This is a genomic window from Bacillus sp. AFS018417, from assembly GCF_002560985.1.
In the GTDB taxonomy this organism is placed as follows: Bacteria; Bacillota; Bacilli; order Bacillales; family Bacillaceae_G; genus Bacillus_A; species Bacillus_A rhizoplanae.
In genome coordinates this window covers 23,086-41,524 of record NZ_NTTM01000007.1, presented here as the reverse complement: position 1 = coordinate 41,524, position 18,439 = coordinate 23,086, and the positions used below count along the sequence as shown (strand labels likewise).

The window sequence follows — 18,439 nt, the reverse complement described above, 5'->3', positions numbered from 1 at the left end:
TCATCTACCTTCTTCGCTTTTCCCAGAATCTTGAGGTGGGGTCTTACTGTCCGTTAATGCGGGATAACAAAGAAAAAACACTCCTCTTACATTAAAGGAGTGTTTTTTTCTTTGTTATTAAGATTGTGATTTTTTTGCTGCTGATTTTGCGTTTTGTTGTTTTACCGCTTGTACATTCGTTTCTGTTGCAAACTCTGTACCATAGCTAGCAGCTGCACTTTGAGCAGCGCTAGCAGCGCCAGAAGCTTGTGATTTCTTAGCTTCTGCTTGTGCGTTTTGTTGTCTTACTGCTTGTACATTTGTTTCTGTTGCAAATTCTGTGCCATAGCTAGCGCTTTGTTGTTTTGCGCTTTGAATGCTAGCACCAGAAGTTGTTTTTCCAAAACCTTGTTGTTTTTTGTTCATCTTTCTCACCTCCACAACAAATAATGTAACCATCCTTCACTGAACATATCCGTTAAAAATGTGAAAAGAAAAATATTTTTTTACGTATACAGACAAAAACGTTCATTCAAACTAACTATGATGGAGGTGTAAATATATGTATGTTGGACGTGATATGACAGAATTATCAATGACTCCAAGAAATCAATGGAAAAAAGATGAACTCGCTCATTTTCATCATTCTCTGCAGCAAATAATGCCTTATTTAAATGTAGAAGGCCAAACTATTTACAAAGAAATTGTAAAAGAAATTGAAGCACGCGGTGGTTTACAGCGGCAATAAGCTGATTAGACACATGGTATAAAGTGAAACTTCCATCAGTGGGGGTTTTCTTCATTCCCCACTGATGGAAAGCTCTCACCAATCGGGCGCATGCCAGCAGTTATCCCCCACCTCTCTTCTGTAGAAAAGCGGAAGCGGCTCGCCCAGAATCGCAGGACGTTGGAGCACCCGACAGAGAGGCGCTTTTTGCCTCGTCCGAGGGGGCGAAACGACCGGAGATTCTAGCCGCTAGAGCTGGACAACGCTTTTCTCTGCATCTTGAGGTGAGGGTCTTACTGCCCGCGAATAGCGGGACAAAAATATCCTATGATTAAAAACCCCAGCCGCTACGGCTGGAGTTTTTTCACACACTCTTCAAAAATTGTTCGATGCGATTTAGAAATTGGTAACTGTTCAAATTCCTGAACCGTTATCACCTTTAAAATATCTGTTTCAACAATTGAATTTGTTACTGTACCATAAAATACAAATATATCCCACGTTCTATGCGTAAATGTATGCTGAACATTCATTGCATAATCATCAATAGAAACAGAAAGAGAAAACTTCTCTTTCATATAATCTGTCAATTGCTGTTTGTGGTTACGAATTCCTTCTCCAATTTCTACGTTAGGAAATTCCCACATGTTAGCAAGTAGCCCTGTGCTTCCTCTTTTATTAATGACATATTTACCGTCTTCTGTACGCAATACACCGGCAACGATTGGAACCATTTTCGGTGCTTTCGCCTTACTTTTCACAGGCAATTCCTTTTGTACTCCTTCTGCAAACGCGCGGCAGTGTTCTCTAACAGGACATAGAAGACAAGATGGATTTTTAGGAACACAAATAAGTGCACCTAATTCCATCAATCCTTGGTTAAAATAAGATGGATTTTCTTTTGAAATGATTTCACGAACAATATCTTCAAATAATTTACGTGTCTTTGGTTTAGCGATATCATCCCAAATCGATAAAATTCGTGATAATACACGCATCACATTTCCATCAACAGCCGGCTCTGGAATTCCGTAAGCGATACTTAAAATTGCTCCTTTTGTATACGGACCTACACCTTTTAACTTTTCAATTTGTTTTACATCGCTTGGAACTTTTCCACCATATTGCGCTTTTACTTCTTTGACTGCAGCGTGTAAATTACGTGCTCTCGAGTAATAACCAAGTCCTTCCCACGCTTTTAACACCTCTTCATCCTCAGCATCAGCTAACGCTTCTAGCGTTGGAAACTTTCCCATGAAGTTTGCGTAATATGGTTTTACAGCTTCAACTCGTGTTTGCTGAAGCATAATTTCTGAAACCCAAACACGATATGGATCTTTATTGATGCGCCATGGTAAATCACGCTGCTCTGTTTCGAACCAACTGATTAAATCATGTTGGAAATTTTCTATATTAAAATCATCTAGTATCTCAAGCTTCAAACTTGATCCCCCTCATTTTTTGCATATACGTACTATTATAAAGAATTTAGGAGAAAATTTAAGTAAGATAGTGTAAGAAATAAAAGGTAAATGCCTTGTGATATGAAATAAAAAGAGTTACATTAATAAAAAACGGAGGTGGTTTTCATGGACACAGCCACTCATCTTGTCATGGGCGTTACATTAGGAAGCTTAGCCACACTAGATCCAGCAATCAGTCAAAGCGATTTTGGACCGCAAGCTGTGATGCTTGCCGCAATTGCCGGTTCGAATATACCTGATATTGATACTGTTTTAAAACTGCGCAACAATGCGAAATATATTCGAAATCACCGCGGGATTACTCACTCTATCCCAGCTGTTATGCTTTGGTCATTTCTTGTTAGCGGGATTACCTTTGCAATATTTCAAGGAACCCCTTATTTCCATCTTCTTTTATGGTCATTTATTGCTGTTTTTCTTCATGTTTTTGTTGATATTTTTAATGCCTACGGTACACAAGCGCTGCGGCCCTTTACTAAGAAATGGGTGGCACTAGGCGTCATTAATACATTTGATGCAGTTATTTTCTTCATTCATTTATTAGCGATTGCATGTATACTTGTCGGTGCAAATAAAGGTTATGCAGGAGTAGCTGCTTATATATTAATGACCATTTATTATATTGGCCGAATTATAATGCGTCAAAATGTAAAAAGTGTCGTAAATAAACGGTTCCGTGATGTTGAACAAGTCATTATTTCGCCGTCATACCGCTTTTATCATTACCGCTTAGCTATTGTGACAAAAGATCATTACTTTGTTGCTCATTGGCATCGCGGTCATATTATGGTTCATGATAAATTCGAGCGCATTCCATTACCTAATAATGATGTCATTCGTGCCGCTCAAAAAGATGAAAACATTTCAGCATTCTTATCGTTTTCTCCTGTCTATCGCTGGGACATTTTTGAATACAACGATCATTATGAAGTTCGATTTATTGATCTGCGCTATCGCAGCAAAGGTTATTATCCATTTGTTGCAATTGTTCGGCTTAATAAAGAGCTCGATATTATGAGTTCATACACAGGATGGATTTTCAGTGAAGAAAAACTACGAAAAAAATTAGAATTAATTCCCCATTAAAAAAACGACCTCAATTGGTCGTTTTTTTAATGTTTTAAATGATTTTCTTGATTAATTAAATGACTATACTTTGGATTATTCGTTTGAATTTCATGCAAACGCGCCCCTTGGTTATTAATCCATGCTCGTACAACTTTCTCTGTCATTTCAATCCCTTGATACGTTCCTGTTTTTGCATATGTCGCTCCAAAATCCTCCCATAACAACTCAACCCAAGTACGCGCCTGAGAATAAGAAAGGGTAGCATTTTTTTCAAGAAGTTCTTTCGTTAATTTTTCAAAAATATCGTTCATTTTATGTCTCCTTTAGTCAATTTATCCATTTTACGTTATAGAATATTTTCTCTCACATTGCACATTCTATAAGTGATACTTTTTGTATCAATTTGTAGCGAGGGGGAGTTCCTCTTGGGCAAACAATCTGAAATTTGGTCTGAAGCTAGAAATAACAATAAGTTAGACGGTCCGCCAAAAGCACAAGCACGTTTTGCTTCGAAACGACCTAACGGCACTATTAATACGCATCCGCAAGAACGAATGCATGCCGCTAATCGAGAAGAAGAAGCATAACAAATGTTTATCGATAACTATACGAGGTGATAAGATGAGTTACCGCGATCATTTAGACCATCGTTCCGAGTTATTCAACCCTACATGGGCGCGTCGAAAACATGCAAAAGCACAGGTGAATGGACAAACGCAGCAAAATCAATCTCTTATTATTTTGGCAAATGAGATGAGAAAACGCCAAACTTGATTGCCTATCTCCTGTAACAACTACGAAAAGTGAAAACCAGAGCAGCCAAGGCTCTCTGGTTTTTATTTCTTTTGCAATAGCGAAATAGGAATACCAATTCCCTCTGTTTCATTTTGTTTATGGCCCCAAGCAAATACTCCATTAAAATACGTAATCGTAAAAGATACCCCTGGCTCTTCTGTAAGTTCATATGTTTCACCAATCTTAAATGCATCGATATCTGTCATATAAGCACGAGCCATTGCAATTTTCCTCATTAATACGTCAAATTCATTTACAATACCAAGTTGCTCTGCCTTCACTGCCTGTTCTTTTAAAATGCCAATTTCTTCTCTTAACTCATGTGGTGTCATCTCGCTATAGCGCTTTGGCATATTTCTCATATTTTCCCTCATCCCTCTTCACGTTTCATTTGAATAAGCACTTCTATTTCATCAATCGAAAAACCCTTTCGATATAACGCTTGCTTCATCTTATTTTCATACGTCCAGCCATCATATTTCTTGTATTTTTCATGATATTTATTACCATGATATATAAGGGCTTCTTCTTGTTGCTTATCATCCTTTTCATCCTGTAATTCTTCTAAACAAATTTGAATGATATCACGCCCATACCCTTTGCGCACTAGCATCTCTTCTAATTTTTGTTTCATTTGCAGAAAAGAATGTTTTTGATAAGATCTTTTCTTTTTTTCTATAAGTCCAAGACCATTTTCAATTTGTTTCTCTTGTGGATACTCCTGTAAACTATGAGTAATAATTATATCCGAAACACCCTTACTTAACAGTTCACGTCTAATAACAATCGGTCCTTTTTGGCTCACATTGCTATGAGTACGTACATATGCAATTGCATACTCTTTATCATTAATATAACGGTCATGCAATAGTTTTAAAATGACTTCAGAGATGATGGCTTGTCCAATTTCTTTTTTCCGTAATTGCTCTTCTACTTCTTGTTTCGTTCTCATTTGATGCGATAAATAAGTAATGGCGTATAAATACGCTTTTTGCACTTCTTCATCGTATAAAATATTTGCTAATTCAACATCATCAAATTCTAGGCCTTTTTGAAGCCCGTGTTTAATTAAGGTCACTTGATCTACACTGAAACCATATTCTTCTCCTTGACCTTTATCAACATAAATATTAAATCTTTCTTTTATTCGTTTTTGTACTTCTATTTTTGTAATGACAGCCATAAATTTCACCCCTACATTATTTTAACATATATGAAACAAATTTGAGTTTCTTGAATATACATAATGAGGAGGGATTTCTCTTGGAAATTGCTATTTCTGGAGGAACAGGTTTTATTGGAAAAGCACTCACTTTATATTTAGCAAGCAACGGACATACCGTATACATTTTGACACGTCAACTGAGAGAAAATCTTTCACCTTCAAATATTCGATATATAAAATGGGACGCTAATGCTGTGAAATTCCCCCTTTCTTCCATTGATGTTGTTATTAATCTTGCCGGGGAATCTATTAACAATGGACGTTGGACTATGAAACAGAAGGAAAGAATCGTCAATAGTCGCTTACAAACGACAAAAGGATTAATTAAGCAACTACAAACGTTGTCCCAATATCCACATACGTTTATAAATGCAAGTGCAATCGGCTATTATGGTACATCAGAAACAGAAACATTTACAGAAGAACACCTAAAGTCAGGTAATGATTTTTTAGCTACTACAGTAAAGTTATGGGAAGAAGAAGCAAGCAAAGCTGCTGCACTCGGTATTCGCACTGTCTATACACGCTTTGGTGTTGTTCTTGGAAAAGATGGAGGAGCACTACCGAAAATGTTACTTCCATATCAATTGTTTATTGGAGGAACCATTGGCTCAGGCAACCAATTGCTTTCTTGGGTTCATCTTGAAGATGTTGTTCGAATGATTGATTTTGCTATTCATACAAAAGAAGTGAACGGTGCATTAAATGTTACAGCTCCTCACCCTGTAACAATGGAAGAATTCGGAAGAACAATCGCAAAAGTGATGCATAGACCACATTGGTTACCGATGCCCGCCTTCGCACTCAAAACCCTTCTCGGTGAAATGAGCATCCTTATTTTACAAGGACAAAATGTATTACCTCACAAGGCGATACAACATGGGTATACACATTCTTATGGTACTTTAGAACATGCGCTTCAAAATATTGTATCGTACTAATAATTTCTAAAATTCCTCAAGAGAAAAAACTCGTATGTAGAATAAAGAGGTTAATATGAAAATATTATTTAAACAAGCCACTGTTTACCCTATTACATCACCTAAATTACAAGGTGATGTATTAGTAGAAAACAACAAGATTGCTGCATTAGAACGATTTATTGAATCTAGCGAAGATATGACCGTTATTGATGCACGTGGTCTTCATCTTCTTCCAGGCTTTATCGACGTGCATACACATCTTGGCTTATATGATGAAGGAACTGGATGGGCTGGAAATGATGCAAATGAAACAGCCGAAATGCTAACTCCTCATATTCGCTCTTTAGATGGTATTCATCCTTTGGATATGGCTTTTCAAGATGCTGTACAAAGCGGTATCACAACCGTACATGTTATGCCTGGAAGTCAAAATATAATTGGCGGAACAACATGCGTCATAAAAACAGCAGGGAATAGTATTGATCATATGGTCATTCAAGAGCCCGCAGGTCTGAAAATTGCGTTTGGAGAAAACCCAAAAGGAATGCATAGTAATGGAAACAAAGAATCCATTACCCGCATGGGAATTATGGGGATGCTGCGCGAAGCTTTTTATGAAGCAAAGTATTATGGGAATGATGCGGACTTTCGAATGATTCCTATCTTGCAAGCGCTCCGCCGTGAAATTCCTGTACGCGCCCACGCCCACCGTGCAGATGATATTCTTTCTGCTCTTCGCTTTGCAAAAGAATTTAATCTTGATTTACGTATTGAACATTGTACGGAAGGTCATCTTGTTACTGATAAATTAGCAAACCACGATTTAAAAGTATCTGTCGGTCCAACATTAACACGTCGTTCAAAAATTGAATTAAAAAACAAATCTTGGCAAACATATCATGCCTTATCGAATCAGGGAATTGAAGTCTCAATTACGACAGATCACCCCTATACACCAATTCAGTATTTAAATATTTGCGCGGCTATCGCTGTTCGAGAAGGATTAGATGAACATAAAGCTCTAGAAGGAATTACGATTATACCTGCTCGCAACTTACGTTTAGAAAAGAAAATTGGTAGTATCGAGCCTAGGAAAGACGCTGATCTTGTCCTATGGACTCATCATCCTTTTCACTATTTAGCCAAGCCTGTATTAACGATGATAGACGGAAAAATTATCCACACAAAAAATTCATAAAAACTAGTTTATTTTTTTGACTAGATGAAGTATTATACGATTATAAACTGAATGAAACCATGATCAATTTGTGTCGTGTTGAGTAATTTCAAATTGATGAATGGGGAAGGCAAATGGTGCGCCACCAGCATTATAGACTGGTTCTAGTGGGTTCGATTCCCACCCCGAAATTTTTTTAAGTTTGATATAAAAATTTCGAGGGTGGGGTGTTTTTTGTCGTCATGCTGCCCTCTTTTTTGGAGGAGATAGTATGTTAAAAAAACGTGACCTACATGACAGCCACGTTCTATATGATTTGATGATTCACCCTGATGTCTTCCCCTTTGTGCGTCAGAAGGCATCTTCTTATGAAGAATTTTTGTTTCTAACAAAACAAACAATTGAAGCTGAAGAGCGCGGAGAACTAATTTCACGCACAATTGTTGATGAATGGGGAAACCCTATTGGAACAATAACTTTATTTGATGTGCAAGAAAAAGCAGGTTTTCTTGGCACTTGGCTTGGCAAACCGTATCATGGAAATGGTTATAATAAACCAGCAAAAGATGCTTTCTTTAGTGAACTTTTCTATGAATTAGATATTGAGACTATTTTCATGCGAATTCGCAAATTAAATACTCGCTCTATTAAAGCTGCAGAAAAATTGCCATACGTTAATCTAGCAAATGAAACAAGAAAATGTGTATATGATCAAATTAACGCAAATGGTGAAGTATATAACTTATATGAAATTCCAAAAGATCAATACACACTACACACAATGCGCGAAGCAACATTCCAAGACGCTCATCATTTAAAAGAAGCATAATATATGTATATCTCCCTCTGTCATTGGTAACGATAGGTAATGACTTTATGACACGAGGTGAACTGTAATGGATAAGAAAAAACGTGAAAAATCAAGAAATACATTATCTAGCACACAAGAAGTTCTCTATCAACGTGAATTTAAAAGAGCAGATCGTGCAGCTGGATATAAACCAAAAGGAATTTATTAACATAAAGCTACCTCTTGTTCAGAAGAGGTAGCTTTTTTTGTGGAAAACTTTATCCACAAAATCACTAGAATTGTGTATAAATTCTAATATCTTTTGTATAAAAGAGGAATTTAATCACAGTTATCCTGTTTACTTTGTGGATATATTTACTAAAAATTGTGGATATTGTGGATAGTTTTGTTAATATTTAAAGTTTACTGTATATTGTAAGCGGATTCTTTTGTGGATAAAGTGAAATTTACATTCGCCCTCCTTATTTTCTCAAAATCCTGACGAAAATATCTATCCTCGTAAGTAGTGAGATGCAACCAAATGCTGGATTAGAATAAAGTTTGATTAAAAGTTACACACACATTGATTTTAATATAAAGAAAAAGACCCCGTTTTGAACAAAGTTTGATCAAAACGAGGTCACTTTTTTAATATTGATAGGTTTATTTTTATAAAAAAATTGATCATTTGGTCTGCTAATTTCAACAAACTTATGAGTATGTAAATGATAGCAAACCACGTTAGTAAGAATTCCACTAACATCCGGCAACTTATCTCTTTCGAAAGTGAGAATATTAAATGTGGATAATACAAATATGTTCAAGCTCCGTGAATTTCTTACATTAAGTCCCTATTGATCTCTGTTCAATTGAAAAACATCTTGATTGATCATTTGATGAAAGTATCTATCCATTTCTTCTGCTGAAACGCTTTTTCTATTTTGTAGCCACCATGTACTTAACGTTGTAATTACACCTGAATAGAATTCGATAATTAACTCATTTGGTATTGTATGGCTTTTACAAATTCGATTTAATTCTTGATTCTCCTGTTTCTTCATTTCACGGGTTTGATAATGTATAAAGTTATTAAATTGTTCATCACCCATTTGCGACTCTAATATTTTACCAATCTCTTCATGATGTAAGAATTGCTCCATCACTTGAAATGGTTTAGTTAATCGATCTAAAAGTGTTATGGCATAATCTTCCTTTTGATATTATTTAAATCCAAATGCCAATAACGCATCTTTATCTTCAAAATGTTTATAAAATGTTGTTCGATGTACCATCGCACGATCACAGATTTGGTTGATGGTAATGGAACTATATTTCTGCTTTGATTGCGTCATTAATTCAAATAAAGACTCCCATAATAATTTATGTGTACGTCTAACACGTAAATCCAGCTGTTCCTCATTATTTTTCATCTACACTTCTCCTTTTCTGTAGATTAATTATACAACTTGTGAAATTTGATTCTCCCTTTTTAATCTACATGTGTATATGATATTGCGTATACTCATTAGTATACAAGTGTATTAAAAACAATCAATGCAGGAGGTGACCTAAGGGGAGTATGCTTCTAGGCCAGACGGATTAGGTAGTCAAATTTTGTTCTATTGTACTCTGATTAAACATGGAGGGATTTATATGGAAAATACAGTCATTTCAACTTCTGAAATTAAGGGTTTTAAAACTAAATCCGAAGAATTTGCTCCATTTTCTTGGTATAAAAAAATGCTGACGGAACATCCGATTTACTATCATGCAGACACGAACACTTGGAATGTTTTCAAATATGAAGACGTTAAGCGAGTTCTTACAGACTATGAACTATTTTCAAGTAAACGCCACCGTTCTATTTCTCAGATTGGAGCAGACACAGAGGAAGGGAGCGTCCCAGATCGCTTAAAGATTAATGAAACGGATCCACCGGAACATCGTAAATCACGTTCTCTGCTTTCGGCTGCTTTCACCCCTAGAAGTCTCAAAACTTGGGAGCCGCGTATTGAACAGATTATTAACGATTTGATTGCCGAAATGGGGGATAAGTCGGAGATCGACATTGTCAAAGATTTTACAACCCCCCTTCCGATCATAGTAATGGCCGATTTGCTTGGGGTTCCGCATAAAGACAAGCTGCTGTTTAAGAAATGGGTCGATATATTGTTCATGCCGTTCAATAGTGAAAATGCCGAGGAAGTGGGTCAACAAAAAGCGAAAGCAGCGATGGAGTACTTTAATTATCTGTATCCGATCGTTGTGGAAAAAAGAAAGCAGCTTTCAGACGACATTCTTTCTGATTTGATTCAAGTTGAAATCGAAGGAGAAAAGTTTACGGATGAAGAAGTTGTTCGTGTGACTATGTTTCTTCTTGCGGCGGGTGTTGAAACAACAAGTCTTTTGTTGGCTAATTCATTCTACGCATTGCTATATGATGCTCCTAAACTTTACGAAGAATTAAGAAGCAATATAAACCTCGTACCTAATTTTGTTGAGGAGATGCTGCGTTACCGTTTCCACGTTATTGTATTGGACCGTGAAGTGAAAGTAGATAACAATGTTCTAGGCGTTGAGTTGAAGAAAGGTGATTTGGTGATCACTTGGAATAGCGCGGCAAACTTTGATGAGGATGTATTCGAAGATCCATTTGCTGTGAATATTCACCGAAAAAATAACAACCGGCATCAAACGTTTGGCAATGGACCGCATTTCTGTCTCGGTGCGCCACTAGCAAGATTGGAAGCTAACAAAGCGTTCAAAATTTTTATGGAAACATTTTCTCGCATTGAATCGGTTCCAGGCTTCAATTTGGAGGCAAGTTTACAGACCTCCGCCGCTGGCCAGGCCTTATCCAGCTTACCGCTGAAGGTTCACCGTTAGGCCAAGTTGGCCGGTAAATTGGGGTGTCCCAAAAGTCATCAAAAATGACGGAGGGACGCCCTTTCTTCGTTTTGAAAATGATCTCTAATCTTCTATTTCAAATCCAAAAACATCTTGATTGATCATTTGATGGAAGTATCGATCCATTTCTCCTGCCGAAACAGTGCTTTTATTTTTTAACCACCAAGCAGTTAGAGTTGTAATTACACCCGAATAGAATTCGATAATTAACTCATTTGGTATCGTATGATTTTTACAAAGTCGACTTAGTTCTTGATTCTCCTGTTTCTTCATTTCCCGAGTTTGATAATGCATAAAGCTAATAAATTGTTCATCATCCATTTGTGACTCTAATATTTTACCAATCTCTTCATGATGTAAGAATTGCTCCATCATTTGAAATGGCTTAGTTAATCGATCTAAAAGTGGGATGGTAAAATCTTCCCCTTGATATTGTTTAAGTCCAAATGCCAATAACGCGTCTTTATCTTCAAAATGTTTATAAAATGTTGTTCGATGCACCATCGCACGATCACAGATTTGGTTGATGGTAATGGAACTATATTTCTGCTTCGATTGCGTCATTAATTCAAATAAAGACTCCCACAATAATTTATGTGTACGTCTAATACGTAAATCCAGCTGCCCCTCATTACTATTCATCTACACTTCTCCTTTTCTGTAGATTAATTATACAACTATTGAAAATTGATTCTCCCTATTTTTAATCTACACGTGTATATTATATTACACGTGATCTTTTAGATACAAATGTAGCAAAAAGAGAGAGACAAAAAATAGGAGGAAAATCGATAAATGAATATGACAGCCACGAGTTCCACAAGTAGCAAAATTGATACTTCTAATATTAGACATACACCTATTTTAATTGCATTAATTTTAGGTGCAATGGTCGCATTATTAAACGAGACATTACTTGGTAATGCTTTAACCGTATTAATGAAAGATTTTGATGTAACAGCTTCAACAATTCAATGGCTTTCTACATCCTACATGTTAGTTGTTGGGGTTTTAGTACCAATTACAGCTTTACTTCAACAATGGCTTACAACAAGACAAATGTTCTTAAGCGCCATGGTAACATTTTTAGTCGGTACATTGATTGCTGGGTTCGCACCGACATTTGCCGTTTTATTAATCGGCCGTATTGTCCAAGCAATCGCGACTGGGTTAATTTCACCATTACTAATGAATACAATTTTAATTATTTGTCCACCTGAAAAACGCGGTGCCACAATGGGCTTAATAGCACTTGTTATGATGTCTGCTCCAGCAATTGGTCCTACTTTATCTGGACTTATTGTCGATTCGCTTAATTGGCGCTGGTTATTCTACATTGTTATTCCTATCGTAATCATTTCCATTTTAATTGGAATGAAGTATATTCAAAATGTCACAGAATTAACACGACCAAAAATTGATTATTTATCCATTCTTTTATCAACATTAGGTTTCGGTGGTATTGTGTATAGCTTTAGTTCTTCAGGTGATTTAGGATGGTCAGATCCTAAAGTTTATTCCACTTTAATTATCGGGGCTATATCGTTATTCATTTTTGTTGTTCGTCAATTAAAAATCGATAATCCAATTTTGGAACTACGCGCATTTAAATTTCCAATGTTTACTTTATCAGTTGGGTTAATCTTCATCGTCATGATGTCGCTGTTCTCAACAATGACATTATTACCAATGTTCTTACAAACGGTTTTACTTGTCACAGCCTTTAAATCAGGGCTAATCATGCTACCGGGGAGTATTATGAGTGGCATAATGGGACCGATTGCAAGTAAATTATTTGATAAATTTAGTCCAAAGGTTATTATCATCCCTGGCATTGTATTAGTAGCTATTGCAATGTGGCTATTCAAAGGCATTAATCCAGATACAACATTGACACAAATTATCTTGATGCACAGCGTATTAATGGTTGGACTCATGTTTGTAATGACAGCACAAACATATGGTTTAAATCAATTGACACCAGAGCTTTATCCACACGGTACAGCGCTCTTCAATACATTACAGCAGGTAGCTGGCGCGATTGGCACAGCTATATTTATATCTAAAATGTCTTCAGGCACAACTCAATATATGGAGAACTCAGCAAATCCAATGGATCCAGCAGAAAAGTTAAATGGCTTAACATCCGGCTTCCAAGGGGCATTTACGCTTGGGTTAACCTTGGTAATTGTTGCCCTCGTTGTATCGTTTTTCTTAAAAGGACAGAAAAAGAAAGTAAAAACCACTCAGCTCTTACACAATGAAAATTAGAAGAGCTTAAATTTTATATTAGCTGTAGCTTGATTTAATAAGAACATCAAAAAGACATCTTTACTAGTTAAAGATGTCTTTCGTTATAACCTACGTTGGATCGAATATAGGTATATCAGTAAATTTAAAAGTCCTTCATTTTGATTTTTATGTATGCTTGTCAAATAGTCTACAAACAATTCCTCTTCTCCCTTTTTTAATATTACTATCCATTTAAACGAAATAACGAAAAAAACCTCCTTCTACTCAGATAGAAAAGAGGTTCTTATATTAAGTAAAAGACTGCACAAGGGCTGTTGGGTGTACCGGCGAATGTACTTGTACATGATTTTCTTTTAAAATAGAATCCACAATATGAAACGCTGGTTCCGGACGATAAATGTGTTTCATCGCTTCTTTCATTTGCAATAATTTCATATCATCTTGCAATAGTTCTTTCGTTTTCTGAAAGATTTCATTATCTTCGCGAATAACAATTGCTGCACCTTGTTTTTCAAAATACTTCGCATTTTCATTTTCTTGCCCTGGTACTGGTTTATATAAAACGACAGGTACTTGCAAAGCTGCTGCTTCACTTAATGTAATTCCTCCTGGTTTTGTAATCATACAAGAGGTAATACGGAACAATTCATCAATATTCTCTATATAACCGAATACTTTTAATGCATCTGGATTGCTTTCTTGTAATTGCTGCAAGTCCTCTTGCAATACTTTATTTTTCCCACAAACTACGGCTACCTGCAGATTAGGAACTGACATAAAGGATTGGCATAACTCTTTTACACTTCCTAACACTCCATGCGCTCCTGCTACAATAAGCAAAATCTTTTTGTCCCGTGACAAATCATACTTATCATACAATGTTTCTACATTGATGACCGCTTCAAAATTTTTACGAATCGGAATTCCTGTTGCTACAATTTGCTCAGCAGGTACTCCTACCTTTATCATAATGTCCTTCACATACTCTGTTGCAACAAAATAACGATCTACTTCTCGGTGAATCCATATTTTATGCAAGCAAAAATCGGTAACTACATTATAAACAGGTATAGAAATATCTGTTTGCTTTTTCAACTCTGGCACCGCAATGATTGGAAATGTATTAATAACAATATCGGGTTTTTCAGCATGCAATATCGCTTTTAAACGTTTTCGACCAAAATTGGCATACCATGATGCAATTTTTTTATCGTAAATTTTCTCAACACCATAATAAAATAAGCGGTATAGCTCTTTCCCAATTGTATAACTTTTTAAATATAAATATTTTGTAATGTCTGTTATAACAGGGTGCGATTCACTAAAAAGATCGCATACGATTACATCCTCAAGTCCTCTTTGACGAAATGTTTGTTCTAATGTTTTTGCCACTTGTATATGACCGTTACCATAATGTGCTGTTAATATTAAAACCTTGGGGTTTTTTATCAAACAAATCCACTCCTAGCTTTTTCGGTCTTTCATATTGCATCTGTCACAATATAAAAAACAATTTCCTTATGATTTTGCATGTTTGAATTCCAACAAATTTTCGTTGGATCTGTACCTGTCGTGGATATGCAAAGCATATGTTATTGACCCCTTAATCCCATCTGCTCATATCTTAAACATTATACTTTCCTATAACTGCTTTCGCAATAACTTGACTTTTATCTATACTCCAAGATACGCATTACATTATTTCTTAATTCTTTCTATTGTTTCGTTTTCCCTTTACATTTTTGTAAATTTATCCATATCGTTTCTTTACAAAAATAGACATTATGTAATCTTAGTATACTCTTTTCCTTATTTTTGCTCTACTATTTGTCAACAGAAAGCAAAAAGTCTAATCCACAATTGGATTAGACTGCTGCTAAAATATGCTTTGCTTTTTGAATGCTTTCTTCCGTTGGAGGCTCTACTCCTTCAAGAGGATATTTATGCCCTAACGCCTCCCATTTATAAACGCCTAACTTATGATATGGTAAGACTTCTACCTTTTGTACGTTATCAAGACTTTGGATAAAGGCTGCCAAATTTTCTAAGTCCTCTGTACCATCTGTAATTCCAGGTACAAGTACATGACGCACCCAAATTGATTTCTTTTTATCTGATAAATAACGAGCAAATTGTAAAATATGTTCGTTCGGTTTTCCTGTTAATTTGCGATGTTTCTTCGAATCAATATGTTTTAAGTCAAGTAATACCAAATCTGTATATTCCATCAAAATATCTAATTTTCTTTGGAATTCTTCATCTTCAGAATAGCACCCTCCAGAAGAATCAATTGTCGTATGAATCCCGATCTCTTTACATTTCTTAAACAGCTCAGTCAAAAAATCTAACTGCAGTAAAGGCTCGCCGCCACTTACTGTAATACCACCGCCAGAAGCTTCTATAAAAGGAAGGTAACATGTAACATCCTGCATCACTTCTTCAACTGTTATTTCTTTCCCTTTACCAATCTCCCACGTATCCGCATTATGACAATATTGACAGCGTAATAAACACCCTTGTGTAAATATGACATAACGAATTCCTGGGCCATCAACAGTACCACAAGACTCTACAGAATGTATTCTTCCTTTTACCATGTTGCTTCCCCCTCTATTGAAACAGCCTCCCTCTGTCTTCATGAGAACAGAGGGAAAGCTTTTACTTACATACTTTCGTGCATTGTACGGTTAATAACGTCAATTTGTTGTTCACGAGTTAATTTAATGAAGTTAACCGCATAACCAGATACACGAATTGTTAATTGTGGATATTTTTCAGGATGTTCCATTGCATCCATTAATGTTTCACGGTTAAATACGTTAATATTTAAGTGATGTCCTTCTTTTACTGCATATCCATCAAGCATAGATACTAAGTTGCGAACTTGTACATCATCTTCTTTTCCAAGTGCTTTTGGAATAATAGAGAATGTATTAGAAATGCCATCTCTTGCATCTTCATATGGTAATTTCGCAACGGATAATAATGATGCTAGTGCTCCTTTTGTATCACGACCGTGCATTGGGTTTGCCCCTGGTGCAAACGGTTCGCCAGCACGACGGCCATCTGGTGTGTTACCAGTTTTCTTACCGTATACAACGTTAGAAGTAATCGTTAAGATTGACATTGTGTGAATAGAATTGCGATATGTTGTATGTTTACGAAGCTTGTTCATAAATGTTTTCACAAGATTTACCGCAATTTCATCAACGCGATCATCATTGTTACCGTATTTAGGGAACTCGCCTTCGATTTCAAAGTCTACTGCAACTCCGTTTTCATCACGAATTGGTTTTACTTTTGCATATTTAATTGCACTTAAAGAGTCAGCTACTACTGATAACCCTGCGATACCTGTTGCCATTGTACGAATTACTTCAGTATCATGAAGCGCCATTTCAATACGTTCATAACTATATTTATCGTGCATATAATGGATGACATTTAATGTGTTTAAATATAAACCTGCTAGCCATTCCATTGTCATATCAAATTTACGCATAACTTCTTCGTAATCTAATACTTCAGAAGTGATAGGTGCAAATTCAGGTCCAATTTGTTCTTTTGATTTTTCATCTTTACCGCCGTTAATTGCATATAATAGTGTCTTAGCTAAGTTTGCACGAGCTCCGAAGAACTGCATTTGCTTACCGATTCTCATTGCAGACACACAACAAGCAATACCGTAATCATCGCCATACTCTGGACGCATAATGTCATCATTTTCATATTGAATTGCAGATGTCTTAATAGACATTTTCGCACAGTAGTTTTTAAAGTTCTCTGGTAATTGTTTAGACCAAAGAACTGTTAAGTTTGGTTCTGGAGCTGGTCCTAAGTTATCTAATGTATGCAAGAAACGGAATGAGTTTTTCGTTACTAATGGACGACCATCAAGTGCAATACCACCGATAGATTCTGTTACCCAAGTTGGATCACCAGAGAATAATTCATTATAATCAGGTGTTCTTGCAAATTTCACAAGACGTAACTTCATAATGAAGTGATCAACAATTTCTTGTGCCTCTTCTTCTGTTAATGTACCGTTTACTAAATCTCTTTCAATAAAGATGTCTAAGAAAGTAGACGTACGGCCAAGACTCATCGCTGCACCGTTTTGTTCTTTAATTGCTGCAAGATAAGCAAAATATAACCATTGGAACGCTTCTTGTGCATTTGTTGCTGGCTTAGAAATATCAAAACCATGAGAAGCTGCCATTTGTTTTAATTCTTGAAGTGCACGAATTTGCTCAGATAATTCTTCGCGTAAACGCATTGTATCTTCGCTCATTACACCGCCAGTTAAATTCAAATCTTCTTTTTTCGCTTCGATTAAACGATCTATACCGTATAATGCAACGCGGCGATAGTCACCAATAATACGGCCACGACCGTAGGCATCTGGAAGACCTGTAATAACGCCTGATTTACGAGCTGCTCTCATTTCAGGAGTATAAGCATCGAATACACCTTGGTTATGCGTTTTACGCCAGTCTCTGAAAATACGGCTCAGTTCTTTGTCCATTTCATATCCGTAAGATTCACAAGCTTGCTCTGCCATACGAACGCCACCAAATGGTTGTAATGAGCGTTTAAATGGCTTGTCAGTTTGGAAACCAACTACTTTTTCAATATCTTTATTTAAATATCCTGGGTCATGTGATGTAATAGAAGAAACAATTTTAGTATCCATGTCAAGAACTCCGCTATTGTCACGTTCTTGTTTTGTTAATTCCATTACTTGATCCCAAAGTTGTTTCGTCGCTTCTGTTGCTCCAGCTAAGAAGGATTCATCCCCCTGGTAAACGTTTATATTATTTAAAATGAAATCGCGAACATCAATCTCTGCTTTCCACTTTTCACCTTTAAAGCTTTCCCATGCGTTTTTTACATTTTCTAATACTTGAGTCATCCTAATCTCCTCCATTTTTTGATTAGTACAGGACTAAGATTTTTTGTATAACAGCTTATGTGCTTAGCATACTACTTTTTTGAAAAAATGAACGTTAAAGTTGTGACATGTTTGTGAAATAATGAGCAAACTCCTATAGACATAGTGAAAACGTTATTGGAATCTTTATTGAATTAACCCCTTTTACTAATTTCTTTTT

At 36.1% G+C, this 18,439-nt stretch carries 19 protein-coding genes and 1 pseudogene; 10 read left to right on the top strand and 10 right to left on the bottom strand.

The window, feature by feature from the left end:
- Positions 1-117: 117 nt before the first annotated feature.
- The gene (locus CN326_RS05170) at positions 118-420 is read right to left on the bottom strand and encodes a gamma-type small acid-soluble spore protein (RefSeq protein ID WP_141524972.1); all 303 of its coding nucleotides are present in this window, start codon (positions 418-420) and stop codon (positions 118-120) included.
- Positions 421-541: 121 nt separating this feature from the next.
- Here CN326_RS05170 and CN326_RS05165 point away from each other — a divergent pair, with 121 nt between their 5' ends.
- Entirely contained in the window at positions 542-727 is a 186-nt protein-coding gene (locus tag CN326_RS05165) for a hypothetical protein (protein ID WP_098306897.1), read from the top strand.
- A 326-nt stretch (positions 728-1,053) separates the two neighbouring features.
- Here the strand turns inward: CN326_RS05165 and mutY are convergent, their stop codons facing one another.
- On the bottom strand, positions 1,054-2,148 hold the full coding sequence (mutY, locus tag CN326_RS05160; RefSeq protein ID WP_098306895.1) for an A/G-specific adenine glycosylase: 1,095 nt from the start codon (positions 2,146-2,148) through the stop codon (positions 1,054-1,056).
- A 147-nt stretch (positions 2,149-2,295) separates the two neighbouring features.
- On the opposite strand from mutY, the gene CN326_RS05155 reads away from it, so the two are divergent.
- Positions 2,296-3,276, top strand: a complete 981-nt coding sequence (locus CN326_RS05155) for a metal-dependent hydrolase (RefSeq protein WP_098306893.1) — start codon at positions 2,296-2,298, stop codon at positions 3,274-3,276.
- A gap of 26 nt (positions 3,277-3,302) precedes the next feature.
- On the opposite strand, the gene CN326_RS05150 is transcribed toward CN326_RS05155, so the two are convergent.
- Positions 3,303-3,569: a YfhJ family protein gene (locus tag CN326_RS05150; RefSeq protein WP_098306891.1), complete on the bottom strand. Its 267-nt coding sequence runs from the start codon at positions 3,567-3,569 to the stop codon at positions 3,303-3,305.
- Positions 3,570-3,683: 114 nt separating this feature from the next.
- On the opposite strand from CN326_RS05150, the gene CN326_RS05145 reads away from it, so the two are divergent.
- Both CN326_RS05145 and CN326_RS05140 read left to right on the top strand, forming a co-directional pair.
- Positions 3,684-3,845: a small, acid-soluble spore protein K gene (locus tag CN326_RS05145; protein WP_098306889.1), complete on the top strand. Its 162-nt coding sequence runs from the start codon at positions 3,684-3,686 to the stop codon at positions 3,843-3,845.
- Between the two features lie 34 nt (positions 3,846-3,879).
- Positions 3,880-4,032: a YpzG family protein gene (locus CN326_RS05140; RefSeq protein WP_098306887.1), complete on the top strand. Its 153-nt coding sequence runs from the start codon at positions 3,880-3,882 to the stop codon at positions 4,030-4,032.
- A gap of 62 nt (positions 4,033-4,094) precedes the next feature.
- Here CN326_RS05140 and CN326_RS05135 read toward each other — a convergent pair whose 3' ends face one another.
- Both CN326_RS05135 and recX read right to left on the bottom strand, forming a co-directional pair.
- Positions 4,095-4,415, bottom strand: a complete 321-nt coding sequence (locus tag CN326_RS05135; protein WP_141524970.1) for a YfhH family protein — start codon at positions 4,413-4,415, stop codon at positions 4,095-4,097.
- Positions 4,416-4,423: 8 nt separating this feature from the next.
- Complete coding sequence (gene recX / locus CN326_RS05130; RefSeq protein WP_098306885.1) at positions 4,424-5,236, bottom strand: recombination regulator RecX; 813 nt, start codon at positions 5,234-5,236, stop codon at positions 4,424-4,426.
- Between the two features lie 80 nt (positions 5,237-5,316).
- On the opposite strand from recX, the gene CN326_RS05125 reads away from it, so the two are divergent.
- The 4 genes from CN326_RS05125 to CN326_RS05110 all read left to right on the top strand — a co-directional run bounded on the left by CN326_RS05125 (position 5,317) and on the right by CN326_RS05110 (position 8,397).
- Positions 5,317-6,219, top strand: a complete 903-nt coding sequence (locus tag CN326_RS05125) for a TIGR01777 family oxidoreductase (protein WP_098306883.1) — start codon at positions 5,317-5,319, stop codon at positions 6,217-6,219.
- Between the two features lie 55 nt (positions 6,220-6,274).
- Complete coding sequence (locus tag CN326_RS05120) at positions 6,275-7,399, top strand: amidohydrolase (protein ID WP_098306881.1); 1,125 nt, start codon at positions 6,275-6,277, stop codon at positions 7,397-7,399.
- A gap of 250 nt (positions 7,400-7,649) precedes the next feature.
- On the top strand, positions 7,650-8,207 hold the full coding sequence (locus tag CN326_RS05115; protein ID WP_098306879.1) for a GNAT family N-acetyltransferase: 558 nt from the start codon (positions 7,650-7,652) through the stop codon (positions 8,205-8,207).
- A gap of 67 nt (positions 8,208-8,274) precedes the next feature.
- On the top strand, positions 8,275-8,397 hold the full coding sequence (locus CN326_RS05110) for a YfhE family protein (RefSeq protein WP_098306877.1): 123 nt from the start codon (positions 8,275-8,277) through the stop codon (positions 8,395-8,397).
- A gap of 622 nt (positions 8,398-9,019) precedes the next feature.
- On the opposite strand, the pseudogene CN326_RS05105 reads toward CN326_RS05110, so the two are convergent.
- Positions 9,020-9,598, bottom strand: a pseudogene (locus CN326_RS05105) (TetR/AcrR family transcriptional regulator).
- A 223-nt stretch (positions 9,599-9,821) separates the two neighbouring features.
- Here CN326_RS05105 and CN326_RS05100 point away from each other — a divergent pair.
- Complete coding sequence (locus tag CN326_RS05100) at positions 9,822-11,054, top strand: cytochrome P450 (RefSeq protein ID WP_098306875.1); 1,233 nt, start codon at positions 9,822-9,824, stop codon at positions 11,052-11,054.
- A gap of 84 nt (positions 11,055-11,138) precedes the next feature.
- On the opposite strand, the gene CN326_RS05095 is transcribed toward CN326_RS05100, so the two are convergent.
- A complete protein-coding gene (locus tag CN326_RS05095; protein ID WP_098306873.1) occupies positions 11,139-11,717 on the bottom strand; it encodes a TetR/AcrR family transcriptional regulator in 579 nt (192 codons plus the stop codon).
- A gap of 159 nt (positions 11,718-11,876) precedes the next feature.
- Here CN326_RS05095 and CN326_RS05090 point away from each other — a divergent pair, with 159 nt between their 5' ends.
- Positions 11,877-13,346: an MDR family MFS transporter gene (locus CN326_RS05090; protein WP_483295634.1), complete on the top strand. Its 1,470-nt coding sequence runs from the start codon at positions 11,877-11,879 to the stop codon at positions 13,344-13,346.
- 270 nt (positions 13,347-13,616) lie between these two features.
- Here CN326_RS05090 and CN326_RS05085 read toward each other — a convergent pair whose 3' ends face one another.
- The 3 genes from CN326_RS05085 to pflB form a co-directional block, all read right to left on the bottom strand.
- Entirely contained in the window at positions 13,617-14,780 is a 1,164-nt protein-coding gene (locus CN326_RS05085; protein WP_098306869.1) for a diglucosyl diacylglycerol synthase, read from the bottom strand.
- A 413-nt stretch (positions 14,781-15,193) separates the two neighbouring features.
- The gene (gene pflA / locus CN326_RS05080; protein WP_098306867.1) at positions 15,194-15,925 is read right to left on the bottom strand and encodes a pyruvate formate-lyase-activating protein; all 732 of its coding nucleotides are present in this window, start codon (positions 15,923-15,925) and stop codon (positions 15,194-15,196) included.
- Between the two features lie 65 nt (positions 15,926-15,990).
- On the bottom strand, positions 15,991-18,240 hold the full coding sequence (pflB, locus tag CN326_RS05075; protein WP_098306865.1) for a formate C-acetyltransferase: 2,250 nt from the start codon (positions 18,238-18,240) through the stop codon (positions 15,991-15,993).
- Between the last annotated feature and the right edge of the window lie 199 nt (positions 18,241-18,439).